The organism is Pseudidiomarina aestuarii, from assembly GCF_048263735.1.
Classification (GTDB): Bacteria; Pseudomonadota; Gammaproteobacteria; order Enterobacterales; family Alteromonadaceae; genus Pseudidiomarina; species Pseudidiomarina aestuarii_B.
Genome location: NZ_JBLXDX010000015.1, coordinates 1 through 12,134 on the forward strand (window position 1 = coordinate 1; position 12,134 = coordinate 12,134).

The window sequence follows — 12,134 nt, forward strand, 5'->3', positions numbered from 1 at the left end:
CGCCCTGCGTCCGCTCATGGTGGGACGCAAGAGACTGAAAACGGTAAAAAATCTATGCAGTTGGGGTTCGACAAACCTGCTCCAGCTGCTATGATGCGCGCCGCTGGAGAGATGCCGGAGTGGCCGAACGGGACGGATTCGAAATCCGTTGTACCCTCGCGGGTACCTAGGGTTCAAATCCCTATCTCTCCGCCACTATTAAAAAAGCCCTGTAATTCAATGAGTTACGGGGCTTTTTCTTTTCTGTTTCTACTACTCCCTTCTACTACTCCGCCTAAGCGGTTCCCCTCTGTTCGCGGTCTATCGCTATACTGTACGTTCATACAGTAATTGGTGAGGGGCTGTTATGTCGTGCCCTGACGATTTCGAATTTCTCCTTGGTGTACCCACTCTCGCTGAGGTGTGGCAGCAGCACGCTCGCCTTCTAGAAGAGGAATGCCACGAGCTAAGGGAGGAGGTGAGGGCGCTTAAGGCCGAACGGCGAAAGCTGGTGCAGCTCTATGCGCAAAGCCAACAGGAGCTAAGCAAAGCGAACGATAGAGCCAAGAAGGCGCAGCGAGAGGCGAACCGAAGCCATGTTGAGCTTGTGCAACTTCAGAACAGTATTGCGTACCCATTCCACTATGGGCACCACGAAGGTATTCCGAAGGACGATCAAGAAACGGATCGGTCGGCCGTCAGGGGTGGCTGAGGTAGGATTGTCAGCAAGTAGAGGGAGAAAACTAGCATCGGTGCTAGGTCTGACGCGGCTTGGTTGGTTGTCAGGGAGCGCTGAAGTAACATTGGGTCAGCACCACTACATCTATGTTTACCTCGAGGTAAAGTTAAGAAAAAACGCAACATATTGCGTTGACAGTTTTTCGAGTCCGATTATCCTAGCCCCCGAACCGCTTAATCCGGTCGTCGTTCGCCTTGTTTAGTTTCACATGCATCATGTACGACGCCTGTCGAATTCGCCTATCGTGGCGACACCAAGGACGGAAGAAGGAGGAAAGGAAACATACGACGTAGAAGAAGGAGGTGGCTTATTGCCAGTGGCACGAAATTTGACTATGATGCGAAATTGCCACAATTTTTTTGTGGCCGCAAAAAAGCCCCAACCGCTGAGAAGCGACTGGAGCCTATGCAACACTGACGCTAACCAATGGGACGGCCTAGGAAACTGAACCCAGTGGAAAGCAAACCCAAATCGAACCATCAATAATCTGATCACGAATTGAGCGAGGCGCGCATTGTAGGCATACACCCTTACGCACTCAACCGTTTTATCGCGCTAAATGACGAACCGGTCAAGAGTGAGCCTGCAATTTCTTGCGCTCCGTTTGTTCGTGACGGATTCCTTAATAGGAACCGTTATGAAAAACGATGATATACCGCCATCGGGTGATGATGGAGAGGAATACACGTACTGCCGATATCGCCGGTGCGGAACCAGATTGCTGGATGCTCATGCCTACGGGCACAGGGCGTGGCGCTTGAGGATTCGTCGCAGACGCAATGTTGCTCCCCGTCGCGGGCGTGGTGTTCATGTCAGGTCGTACCGCCGGTTTCGGCTGGGCAAGTGGGAGGACGTATGTGCCCACTGGAGGAGCCATCCAGGGCAACTGACTCTTTTCTAACCTTCTGAGGGGCGGGCAACCGCCCCTTTCTTTCGTGGTTGCAAAAAGCCACCTTGCGGTTACGCTCCATGCACGACACACCGAGCAAGGAAAGCCACCGTGAACGAGCAGATTTTTGTTCTAGCGACTCAGAAGAAGACCACAAACCACATCCTGCATCTGATCCTTTCGATCCTCACTGGGGGGCTGTGGCTGATCGTCTGGGTAATCGTTGCTGCGAGCAACAGCCGGCACAACAGTCGTATTCAGGGAAAGATGAACCATGTCCTGAACTACAAGCTTCAGGGGATGGACGACATACAAGCACATCAACACGTGCAGGAAGATCAACAACGAAACGCCTCCAACAAGCGAAACGCAATCATCGTCATAGCGCTGGTGGTCGTTGTGTATCTACTGGCCCAAGCTTGGCGTTGAATGTGTTGAAGATGTATTCGACGCAAGCGGAAACGCTGTCTCCCAACAAACGAGGTTAGGCTCATGGCGTTCGATTCCTACTATCTGAACGAGAATGCAGACATCGAGGGCGACAACGAAATGCACCGGCTTGGGTGCAGCAAGATGCCTAAGAATAAGCTGTACGTAGGAACATTCTCGACGTGCAGAGAGGCTCTTTCCGAGGCGAAGAAGATGCTATCTACCGCAGACGGATGTGCGTTCTGTTGTCCAAATTGCCACACCTCTTGACTCCGCAAGCGCCACAAACCTCCGCAAAGCCAAGATTGGTGCTGAGGGAAATATCCTCTGGGCCAATTCTGAAACCCTGTCGCTAGGGTCGTATTGTTAAGCCGGGGTAGATTTCAAGCGCAGCACTGGTGACCAAATTCCAAAATATGGTCACGCTGTGTACGCCAGAACGAAAGAAGCCCCTCCGGGGGCTTGTCTTAGCAGGCTGTGGGTAGCGGAAAGCTAGATCACGAACGCGTCATACGTGCTGTCTACCTCTGCTTGAGTCAGACCAAGGTAGTGCATCGTTATCGCGGGGCTTGAGTGGTTCAGCACCTTACAGATCATCTCGATGCTGACTCCGCTACTGTGCATGATCCAACCACGAGTCTTGCGCATAGAGTGGGTGCCGAGCTGAATGCCCATTTCACCGCCTACAGCTTTGAATGCTTGAGCAACGGCGACACGTGACACCGGCTTACCCTTGGCCCTGTTCGATTCCACTTCAAACAGATACGTATGGTAAGGGTGGGCAGCGTGGCGGGCCTTGGCTATCTCTACAGCCTTCGCATTGAGCTTGATCGAGCGTGTCTTGCCGGTCTTGCCTTCTACCACCACAAGACGACCCGTCAGGGCTTCTGCCATCGTCACTGACAGCAGATCACTGATTCGCAAAGCAGCCTGTAGGCCGAACTCCCAAACGTCTGCATAAAGGGTGTTGCCCTTTGCGTTCAGCTTGAGCTTACGGCTGATAAAGGCCACCTCATCAAGCGTTTTCACTGCCTCAACCGATTTCATGCTTATTTACTCCATGTCCCTATGCCTACGTTGTGTAAATTAGAACACAAGAAACGAGGGAGGCTCAAGCATTTACGGCCTTCGCTACTTAACAAAATAGCATTGTGTAAATTAGGGCTAGGCTTCGGTGAGCTGGTGAACCTTCATACCGCTTCGGTAGGTGGCAACGAACTCGTTCAAGCCTTCGCGGGTGTTCAGATAGGTAAGTTGGCTTGGGAAGAACATAGCTTCGTTAGCCCACCCAAGGCGCAGCCATTGGCCACGGATCGACTCTTGCCACGTGTAGAAGAACTGCCCCTGTTGCCTTGTACTGAACAGGACGCTGTACGTGTCCGGCTCTGACATTTCTTGCACGTCGATTGAGACAGGTTCCCAAGCTTCCAATAACAGCGTTGGCGTAAGGCCCGAAGCTGGCTTAACCAGAATCCACATATACGAAAGATCGCTCATCGCGTGGCCCTCTGACGGGCTTCGATGACGTTCAGACGATTGCGTATCTCATTGCTGAGCGTGTCTATGCGTTCGTTCTGTTTGGACAGGCGTGCATCAATCTCTTGGCTTTGATGCTGCACCGTGACTACGGATTGGTTTACTTGGCGCTCCAGGGCGAACAAGTGAAACGTGATGGCTGTAAGCAGGACAGCCGTTATCAGGCGAATCATGAGATTTTTCTCCTTTGAATTTAAATTTATTGAGGATTGGAGGACAAAACGGCTTAACTCAAACAACTGTTTGAATAGCGTATATGCGGGGTGTAACGGAGAGGGAGGTGCTAGCGTCCCTGCTAGCTATGCCCAACTCGTGTGATTAGTGATGTGTTACTTTATAACAATTACTCTTTCTCAGAGTATTGAAGCATCGTTGTTTCTATGACGTTCCTAAACTCGTTCTGGAATAGACTCTTGAACTCAAAGCTATCAACACCATTGACATTGAATGTTTGATTGATAACGGGAGAGTTATTTACCACCTTGCTGGATGTAGAAGACATCAGGCTATCAACAGATGGAATAAACCGAGACTTCTCCCATTCTTTTTGCTCAGGAATCAAAGGGGATATGAACTGAGGGTATGACGGACTCTTGATGGCTCGTGCATCTGGTATTGAAAGCATTCCGCGTCCTGTAGAACTCGACCAAGGGTTTTCAGACCGTTGCTCGTTGCTCGCCTCACCATTTACAGCAGGGGCAGTTTGAGATTGCTTAACGCCCCAAGAAATAAGACTTGCTGCAAGGCTTGTCGATGCTGCGGCTACGGAATAGAACGAATCACGCAATGGGGTCATCGCCTCGTGAAGTTCTTGCTGAGATTGTACAAACTGACGGGAGGCTTCACCCATAGCGCCCTTTGTACGCTCAAGCTCTTCAGCAAACTTTGCATTCTGTAGACGTGCTGATTCACCTTGAATTGTATTTGAAAGCTCTTCCACCTTTCCGGCTGCGTCCTTTGCTGCCAGCTCATAGCCTCTCATTACATCGTTAAAGCTAACTTCTCGTTTGCTCATCGCTTTGAGGAACTTGTCTACACCACTCTGTCCCGTGCGCTCTTCCCACGCTTTGATAATGTAACTGCGGATTGCTGGATTACTGTCTGCAAGTTGGGTGTTGAGTTCTTCAGCGCGGAGATATCCAAGCCCCCCGATCTGCTGCAACGCATATGCCTGTCTTTGTATCGACATATCGTCGCCGCCATTACCTTTCGTGGCGATGCCCATGTTCTGATACAAGTTGAAACCCTGTTGAGCTGTAAGCTTCATACTCAACTGCGCTTGCTTCATAAATTTGCTATAGCCATCGACTTGCGTTTCCGCCACTGTACCAAGCTTGTTAGCAAGTCCAATAAGGGCATCAATACTACTTTGTCGTCTTTCCTCTGAACCACCTACAGCGATTTCAAGTTGTAGCCGCTGCATCTCCCTTGAGGACATTAGCTCCCGAGCTTGATTGACTTTAGTTCCTGCATACATCCCTGCCGCTGCTACTCCTGCTGCGCCCATTCCAACAGGACCAACACGAGGAAGAAATCCACCAAGACCCGCTCCACCAAACCCACCACTGAAAGAGTCAAAGCCTCGTGGTACACCTAGGTGAGACGGATAGTGGATATTTGCACCACCGCTGCTTCCCTGAATACTACGAATATTAATACGTGCTGCTGAAGCTGCACGTGTCATAACACCTTGTAGTTGCTTGTTAATTCGCGCTTGGTCAATGTGGACATTGCCGATAGGCACAGTGAGGAGACGGCCAATACGATTCATATCGGTTTGTAGGGTGCGCTGAGCGCCTAAGCTGTCAAGTGTGAGCTTCTTAACCTTCAGCTCTGGGAGCGTTAGTGTTTTGGCAAAGCTTGTGGCCATATTCTTGCCGAATGCTTGAAACCGTTTCTCAAGCGCTTTTAGTTGGAAGTCAACTTTCCTGATTTCTGACTTAGGGAAATTGAATCCAACTGAAATTGTGTATTTTGATACAATCATTGTCTCTTATCCTTGTAAGAACAAAGGGAGCCGAAGCTCCCCTGTGTTGTTTAGATCAACCCGAGGCGTTGGCGGATAATGCGATCTGTTGTCGTCAGTTTAGGTTTCAGGCTTTCCAAATGGGCTTGCATAACAATATCAATGGCCCACTGAAGCTCAGCTACGGAATACTTCTTTTCTTGTTTAGGAGGGGGCGTCAGAATTGTAGGAGCAGGAGCTTTGGATTCTTTTGCTTTTTTCTCAAGCACTGCCATCAGGCGTTTACCATTCATCATTGGCGCCCCCCTTCAGCCCAAGGGCCATCGTTGCTTTTAAAGAGCACTTTGCTTTGTTTAGTCTCTTTCTCTTGTTCAAGAGCAGCAACCATTCCTTCAACAAAAGCGAGAAGCTCATTCTTACGTTGAGCCTTTTTCTCTTCTTGCTCCTTTACGACCTCAGGATGGTATTTCTTCATCAGTAGTTGCTGTGTTAGGTCCATTACTTAACCTCCAAGCTGTTGAAGTAATCGATGGCATCTCGTTTGGCTTGATCTCGTGCTTTCTGTTCTTTCTCTTGCTCAGCTTTAATCTTCTTCGCTTTTTCCTGCTGGTACAGTTGCTCTGCAAGCAAGTCGAGGTTGCGCCGTTTTTCTGCTTCAAGCTCAGCGAGGTATTTCTCCTTCTCTTGCTGAGCTACTTCGTCCAAGAGATGCTGAATATTTTGTTTCTCGAAATAGCAGTAGACGATTGAGCCCTGTAGGATTGGCTTCCTGTATTTTGAAAGTTTCTTACCACTGAGAGCAGCTTCGACAATGGCGTCGATTGCAACGGAAAATGGTAGTTGGATTACGTCAAGCGCATGCAAAGTTGTTTTGAAATTCTCGCATGCTCGATTTGTACGACGATCAAGCTCTTGTTGGTCGAAAGTGAAGGTGTTCAGTTTGACTACGTTGGTTTTCATAATTTTGTTCCTCAATTTTAGTTGTTGCCATTTGGCGTTGTTGTGGGCAATAGATGCCCTGTTATCTGCACTTCGTGTGAAGAGCAAAAGCTTTAGTGTTTAGTTTGTGTTGCTAAGGTCAGTGGGCTGAAAGCCACTAAAGACGGGGCTTAGAGCACGATGTGTTGTTAACTGTAATGACTATATGCGGTGTTAAGTTTTAGTTTAGAACGGTACTAACTCTGGATCATACCAAGGCTCAACAGGCGGGCTTGGCACATAGTCATCCTCAACCTGAAAGTAATCGTCTGGGTAATCGAACTCTGATCGACACTCGGTGAACTCTCGTTCTTCGTAGAAGCTGGCAATCTGTAGAGCTTCTTTGCGGCTCTCAAGCCACCAATACAAAAACTCACCGTCAATCAGGCCAACAGTGTTCAAAGCGTCTTTATTCTTCTCTGTCTGCTGAATAAACAGTTCAATGTCTTCAACGACCCAAGAGGCGTGAACCAGCCAGTCATCACCGTGATCGTTCCTCGAATCGTGATGATCCAAGCTGACCAGCTCCAGGTACTTACGAAGCGTATTGCTGATGAGCTTTCGATCAGGCTTGGCACCTTGCAGGACACTGAATGCAGTGAAGGCCGCGAAGTCGCGCAGGTTGCTGCCATCTTGTCCCGGCTTCAGGCGTACAGGGTTGAACCAGCACCCGTATGCTTCACCACCGATAGCACCGAAACCCTCTTCACCACGTTGATTCATCACCCATAGAGCCACACACCGAACAGCAGCAGCCGTAAAGGCATAATCACTGCTCTTGGTAGGGTCTGAGCATTGCTCTGCGAAGCGCTCCAGCTCCTCCACATAGACGCAAAGGGTACGGCGTGGGGTGAGACTCAGCGTGTACAGCTCCTGCTCTTGTAGCGAGGCATACAGCTTCCGCAGGGCGGTCATGCCCATACGTTCCAGCTCAGCCAGAGGAACCTCACATTTGGGAAATTCCGTCTTGATCTTCTTTGCCAACCCAAAGCGCTGACTCTTACGAATCGGGTGAGCCTTGGAATACTCAACCAGCTTCTGACCCAGATACGATTTAACCTTGGTCAGTACGGCCTTATCTGCTGCCTTCTCATCTACAAGCCACTTGTTCTTAAGGCTACTGCGCTTGATGCACAGGCCAGCACCTTCTACCGCTGTTGCACCGTGCACTTGATTGGCAAGGCTGCTACCGATGAACAGGTTTTGATGATGCAAAAGCCCTACGGTGTCTTTACCTTGAGCGGGGCTGATGTGGCAGAGGTGGAACTTTGATTTCTGTTTGTCTTCGTTCCAGCCGTAGCATTTGAAGCGACGACGATAGACCGAGAACAGTTCTACCAGATCAACATCCGTTAAAATCTCTACTGTGCCAGCACGCTTGCATTCACGACTGACCCACAACCATTCATCGGAGCACGGAAGATTGGCAATTCGCTTGGATGCTGTCTTTGTGTTTCGGGCTTTGGTGCGACAGGAGACAGTGCAGTATTTAGCAGCGTACTGACTGGTAGTGAACTCAATGTTGCAGTGTTGGCATACTTTGTTTCGTTGAACCATTATTATAATCCTCTATTGGCGGGATGTTATTTATAGTTTGCATCGCTGCATACTCTTTACTGATGAGAGTGTTTAGAAAGTGCGTAAGGCTGACTTGCTCTCCAGCACTTTCGTGCAATGCAACAAGCTCTCGCTCCGCTCTCTCTGATAGTTTCAGTTTCATTGTTCACCTCTTTAATGGCTGGAAGCTACGTGGCACTAAGGATGGAGGCTAATGTGTTGTAGCGTGCAATTACTACAGGCTGTAGATAAACAAAAGAAGATCGTCCTCTGTAATCTCACCCTCTCTCAACTTACGAACACGGTCTGCAAGGTTGGCAATGTCATTCTTTACGGATCGCTGTCGAGCATTGGAGTGCTCCATAAACCAATGCCAAGTTTTATGCGGTAGTCGGAGGATAGTCATTGTTGCTGCTCCTTCAATTGTTGGTTTAGCAAGTTGTTGATGGTTTCCGATACAGAGGCACCTTCTTTCAGACTCAGGCGCTGTAGCTTGTTCAAAAGCTCAAGTTCGATAAGGAGTGTTTCTTTTGAAAACGCCCTGTCTCCGATATAAATCTCATTCCTCATTCGCTATATTCTCCAGCATTTCCTCAAGGCTGCTATCCAGCAACTGGAGGGATTCGATTGTGCGAAGAGTCTTTACGATCTGATGCACTTTGGAGCGGATAGCCTTACGTTGAACACAGATTCGTTGAACACAAGTGTTTCCGCAGTATCGATGGCGTGCGTTAGTGGGTTCAAACTCGGTGCTACACACCAAACAGCTTCTCATAGGATTGTTTCCTTATATTTTGGCAATAGAACCACGCAGAACAGACAAAGCCTGTAATGGGTGGGGTTTGTTTTGATGAACGATCTAAGGGGTGAAAACCCTTAGTAAAAGTTGGTGTTTCACTCGTTTAATTGGGTCGCTCCTCCTCTTGTCCGTATTCGATAACCTTTTCTAAGAGGCCGTTGTAGGTGGATAGTGCCTCTGAAGCCTTTGCATACACCTCAGCCTCAAATTCTTTAAACGCTCTTTGTTCTGGCGCAAACAGCGGATTAGGATGCCTTCCTTCCTGTGCAATATTACTCAACACCTCAAACGCCTCTTTAGACGAGAGCCAGTATAAGTTTGCTTTCTTGTATCGATGCCAAGAGACCGTGCACGTGTTGCCACATAATTTTGCGTGCTGTCTGTTTGCGGTGAATGGTGCTGAACACCAAACACACTGACGAGTGATTGCCATAGTCGAATCTCCTAAGTAATAGATTCATAAAAAAACCAATAAAAAAGGCGTAGCTCTTTCGAGAACGCCTTCAGAATAAAAGAAACTAACACGCACCAAACACCCAAGAGGGTGTGCACAAATTGATAGCGAGTTAGAAGCCCATCGGCTTTTTTGAAAACCACCACAGCACAAGAAGAGGAGAAACAAGCTGGGGTGGTTTAGGAGGAAAATCTATAAGCTGACCCGTTGCAGGTAGCTGATACAACAGAACAGAATTTCTGTCCTTTATACCTATTAGACGTAATTCAATATCCAGAAGACACATCTTAGGCAATTAAATCTAAACTTTTTTCGCCGAGCACAAAGTGCCCCTATCTGTAAACAGAATAGCATTTATATGCACTCCTGTCAAGTATTAAGTTGTCATTCTAATTTGAGTTAGTTGCTAACTTACTTGTCAAGCCCGCTGTATATGCGGGTTTCAGCTTAATTAACAAACTTTGTCTAATACTCATTTCCGACGAACGGTAGTGAAGCTGGTGCTTGCCAAATAGCAGACGCACGAAAGAGCAGCTATCTCCAAGAGGAGGCTACTCGTAAAATTCAAAGGTGAAGGAAGGATATTACACTAATTTTTCTATTTTGCAATAGTAAGGCATAAATAAATGTATATAGGGAAAAGTATGGTGTTAAATCTTCGCTGTCTTCTGCCTGCATCGGCATAAGGCTAAAAACGAGAACGGCGATTTACACCCTCAAAACTACAGGAAACAATCGAATTTGAAGTCGAGTAGGGCGATCACCTTAGCCTTTTGCTCAAGGCTTGGACCTTTGGAGTAGAGGTCGAAGGTTATTAACCCTGTTTCGTGCCCGAACAGGCCCGGCATTACTGCTACGTCCGCTCCTGCTTGATGCACCAGTGTGATTGTCGTTTTCCTGATTGAGTGGAACACGTGCTGCTTATCGAAGCCTGCTTGTGTCTTGAGCCTTCCGAAACGCTTGCTGAGAGCATCAAGACGATTGCCATATTTGTTGTGGCCTCCAGGCAGAAGAAAGCCATCTTTAGAAGCTTCAAGCAGTGATGACACTAGCGCTGCAATCTTGGGATGGAATGGCACCTCTCGGATACCAGCGGCACTCTTGGCTTCTGTGATTGAGAAAGAGACGGGCACACCGTTCTTAATAGTGATGGTGTCGCGGTGAATCCTGCCGATTTCTTCAAGGCGGGCACCAGAGTAGGCACCAATAGCAATCAGGTCAGCTAAGGGTTGATCCTTTTTCTCAACTGCCAGAGCGTGTAGCCGTTCAACGTCCTTTTTAGAGAATGCTTCCCAGCTAATAGCCTCGCCTTTGATTACAGGGAAATCATGGTCGGCAAATGGGTTGGGCTGGCCCTTGTACTGCTCACGCCATTCGACATCGTGTTTGCAGGCCCATTTCCAATACGCACTCGCGGACCACGTGTGCTGCTTCTTGGTTTTGGAGCTAAGCGGGTTTCCGGCTTTGTCTGTGAGCTGGTCAAGGTAGGCCGACACTGTGTCGAAGTTCACCGGCTTGCCTGTCGCCGTGAGGTAGTCGGAAAACTGTTTCACACGGCGGCACATCTGGTCGATGGTCTTGGCTTCGTTGCCCTTGCGTTCGAGGGAGATACGGAAGGCTTCCAGACGCTTCTGTGTGATGGGGGAGCGGGGCTTGTATGTCGTGTGGTCAGCCATGATCTGCTGAGCTTCAAGCGCTTCGTCTTGGCTCAAGGAGTGGTTAGTAACAGCCGCAAGCGCTGATGCTCCACGAAGCAGCTCGTTTAGTGCTTTGGTGGGGCCGATACGATCTATGCCGGATGCTTGGGATTTTTGTAGGAGTAGCGTGGGCAGTTGTTCTGCTTGCTCGGTAGGAACCCCGGCAGCTTTCATATCTGCGATGGTTTCCTGAAGGATCGGCCAAAGCTCTTGGATCAGCTCGGGTGTTAACTTGTGTTTGTAGTCAGGGCCACTGACTGCACGCATAACCTGATGATTCAGACTCTTGGTGTACCGGGTGCTTTGCTTTGCCAAGTCTTCCCGCCATGCGTCCCCTAGCTCTGACTTCCGCTCCCTAGCGTCTCGAATATCTGCTTTCCATTTCGCTAACAAGGGGAGGCGGCGTTCCATTGCCTCACTGCGTAGACCTGTCTTCAGGCTTTGGACCCACACCTTTCGACCTTTGAAAGCTGGGCGTACATCCTTGGGCACGTCCAATCTGCAATACCAAGTAGATTCGCCTTCTTTTTGGAAAATGTGGTCTGCCATAATGCGGGCCTAGAGTCTGAGTGATAGAGCCGGTTCTACTACTCGATTCTACTACTCTTGGTGCTGAAAGGCCCGAAGTAACGGGGTTTCTGGCTTGTGGGTGAGAGAATTTAGAGTCCCTATCTCTCCGCCATTACATATAGCCTAAGCCCCTGAACTCGACAGAGTCCGGGGGTTTTTGCTTTTTGTGGCCTCGGTATGCGGCGGCCGGGTTTGTCTGCTGCATGGCCATCACAGTGTTGTGCGAAGCGAGGGGAGGGTGATGTCGCAGCTACGGCGGGGCTTTATCCTGACCCGGCACTGGCGGGATGCGCCGGAGGGTACGGAGGTCAGTTTCTGGCTGGCCACCGACGCTGGCGCACGGCAGCTACGTGTCCCGCATCAAGATTCCGTCGCTTTCATCCCCGAAGAGCAGCGTCCTCTTGCTGAAGTGCTGCTACGTCGCGAGCGTGATGTGGAATTGCGACCGCTGGCCTTGTGCGACTTCCGCCATCGGCCAGTGATGGGGTTGTACAGCCGTTCGTACCGTCGCTTGCTGGATTGCGCGCGGTTGCTGCGTGAG

The 12,134-nt window shown here is 49.4% G+C and carries 13 protein-coding genes, 1 tRNA gene and 1 pseudogene; 4 read left to right on the plus strand and 11 right to left on the minus strand.

The window, feature by feature from the left end; translation table 11 throughout:
* The first annotated feature begins 105 nt into the window (after nt 1-105).
* From ACN0S4_RS13265 to ACN0S4_RS13275, 3 genes are all read left to right on the plus strand, one after another.
* A tRNA-Ser gene (locus ACN0S4_RS13265) sits at nt 106-195 on the plus strand.
* Between the two features lie 262 nt (nt 196-457).
* Entirely contained in the window at nt 458-691 is a 234-nt protein-coding gene (locus ACN0S4_RS13270) for a hypothetical protein (RefSeq protein ID WP_417658109.1), read from the plus strand.
* 1,027 nt (nt 692-1,718) lie between these two features.
* Complete coding sequence (locus ACN0S4_RS13275; RefSeq protein ID WP_417658110.1) at nt 1,719-2,036, plus strand: hypothetical protein; 318 nt, start codon at nt 1,719-1,721, stop codon at nt 2,034-2,036.
* A gap of 492 nt (nt 2,037-2,528) precedes the next feature.
* Here ACN0S4_RS13275 and ACN0S4_RS13280 read toward each other — a convergent pair whose 3' ends face one another.
* From ACN0S4_RS13280 to ACN0S4_RS13330, 11 genes are all read right to left on the minus strand, one after another.
* The gene (locus ACN0S4_RS13280) at nt 2,529-3,083 is read right to left on the minus strand and encodes a tyrosine-type recombinase/integrase (RefSeq protein ID WP_417658111.1); all 555 of its coding nucleotides are present in this window, start codon (nt 3,081-3,083) and stop codon (nt 2,529-2,531) included.
* A 117-nt stretch (nt 3,084-3,200) separates the two neighbouring features.
* Entirely contained in the window at nt 3,201-3,533 is a 333-nt protein-coding gene (locus ACN0S4_RS13285; RefSeq protein WP_417658112.1) for a hypothetical protein, read from the minus strand.
* Nucleotides 3,530-3,745: a hypothetical protein gene (locus ACN0S4_RS13290; RefSeq protein WP_417658113.1), complete on the minus strand. Its 216-nt coding sequence runs from the start codon at nt 3,743-3,745 to the stop codon at nt 3,530-3,532. Before ACN0S4_RS13290 ends, ACN0S4_RS13285 begins: the two co-directional genes overlap by 4 nt.
* Before the next feature lie 170 nt (nt 3,746-3,915).
* The gene (locus tag ACN0S4_RS13295; RefSeq protein WP_417658114.1) at nt 3,916-5,559 is read right to left on the minus strand and encodes a tape measure protein; all 1,644 of its coding nucleotides are present in this window, start codon (nt 5,557-5,559) and stop codon (nt 3,916-3,918) included.
* 50 nt (nt 5,560-5,609) lie between these two features.
* A complete protein-coding gene (locus ACN0S4_RS13300; protein WP_417658115.1) occupies nt 5,610-5,834 on the minus strand; it encodes a hypothetical protein in 225 nt (74 codons plus the stop codon).
* Nucleotides 5,831-6,037: a hypothetical protein gene (locus ACN0S4_RS13305; RefSeq protein WP_417658116.1), complete on the minus strand. Its 207-nt coding sequence runs from the start codon at nt 6,035-6,037 to the stop codon at nt 5,831-5,833. The genes ACN0S4_RS13300 and ACN0S4_RS13305 overlap by 4 nt, the downstream gene beginning before the upstream one ends.
* Nucleotides 6,037-6,498 carry a hypothetical protein gene (locus tag ACN0S4_RS13310; RefSeq protein ID WP_417658117.1) on the minus strand — a complete coding sequence of 154 codons (462 nt, stop codon included), beginning with the start codon at nt 6,496-6,498 and terminating at the stop codon, nt 6,037-6,039. Before ACN0S4_RS13310 ends, ACN0S4_RS13305 begins: the two co-directional genes overlap by 1 nt.
* Nucleotides 6,499-6,702: 204 nt before the next feature.
* Nucleotides 6,703-8,073 carry a hypothetical protein gene (locus tag ACN0S4_RS13315; protein WP_417658118.1) on the minus strand — a complete coding sequence of 457 codons (1,371 nt, stop codon included), beginning with the start codon at nt 8,071-8,073 and terminating at the stop codon, nt 6,703-6,705.
* A gap of 235 nt (nt 8,074-8,308) precedes the next feature.
* Entirely contained in the window at nt 8,309-8,479 is a 171-nt protein-coding gene (locus tag ACN0S4_RS13320; RefSeq protein WP_155268700.1) for a hypothetical protein, read from the minus strand.
* A gap of 496 nt (nt 8,480-8,975) precedes the next feature.
* Entirely contained in the window at nt 8,976-9,305 is a 330-nt protein-coding gene (locus ACN0S4_RS13325; protein WP_417658119.1) for a hypothetical protein, read from the minus strand.
* A 743-nt stretch (nt 9,306-10,048) separates the two neighbouring features.
* Nucleotides 10,049-11,572 carry a DUF6538 domain-containing protein gene (locus ACN0S4_RS13330; protein WP_313451176.1) on the minus strand — a complete coding sequence of 508 codons (1,524 nt, stop codon included), beginning with the start codon at nt 11,570-11,572 and terminating at the stop codon, nt 10,049-10,051.
* Nucleotides 11,573-11,834: 262 nt separating this feature from the next.
* Here ACN0S4_RS13330 and ACN0S4_RS13335 point away from each other — a divergent pair.
* A pseudogene (locus ACN0S4_RS13335) lies at nt 11,835-12,134 on the plus strand (hypothetical protein); the annotation flags it as partial.

Excerpts from the sequence above, each read along its gene's own strand:
- ACN0S4_RS13280 (WP_417658111.1), bottom strand. The coding sequence starts at position 3,083 with ATGAAATCGGTTGAGGCAGTGAAAACGCTTGATGAGGTGGCCTTTATC.
- ACN0S4_RS13285 (WP_417658112.1), bottom strand. The coding sequence starts at position 3,533 with ATGAGCGATCTTTCGTATATGTGGATTCTGGTTAAGCCAGCTTCGGGC.
- ACN0S4_RS13290 (WP_417658113.1), bottom strand. The coding sequence starts at position 3,745 with ATGATTCGCCTGATAACGGCTGTCCTGCTTACAGCCATCACGTTTCAC.
- ACN0S4_RS13295 (WP_417658114.1), bottom strand. The coding sequence starts at position 5,559 with ATGATTGTATCAAAATACACAATTTCAGTTGGATTCAATTTCCCTAAG.
- ACN0S4_RS13300 (WP_417658115.1), bottom strand. The coding sequence starts at position 5,834 with ATGATGAATGGTAAACGCCTGATGGCAGTGCTTGAGAAAAAAGCAAAA.
- ACN0S4_RS13305 (WP_417658116.1), bottom strand. The coding sequence starts at position 6,037 with ATGGACCTAACACAGCAACTACTGATGAAGAAATACCATCCTGAGGTC.
- ACN0S4_RS13310 (WP_417658117.1), bottom strand. The coding sequence starts at position 6,498 with ATGAAAACCAACGTAGTCAAACTGAACACCTTCACTTTCGACCAACAA.
- ACN0S4_RS13315 (WP_417658118.1), bottom strand. The coding sequence starts at position 8,073 with ATGGTTCAACGAAACAAAGTATGCCAACACTGCAACATTGAGTTCACT.
- ACN0S4_RS13320 (WP_155268700.1), bottom strand. The coding sequence starts at position 8,479 with ATGACTATCCTCCGACTACCGCATAAAACTTGGCATTGGTTTATGGAG.
- ACN0S4_RS13325 (WP_417658119.1), bottom strand. The coding sequence starts at position 9,305 with ATGGCAATCACTCGTCAGTGTGTTTGGTGTTCAGCACCATTCACCGCA.
- ACN0S4_RS13330 (WP_313451176.1), bottom strand. The coding sequence starts at position 11,572 with ATGGCAGACCACATTTTCCAAAAAGAAGGCGAATCTACTTGGTATTGC.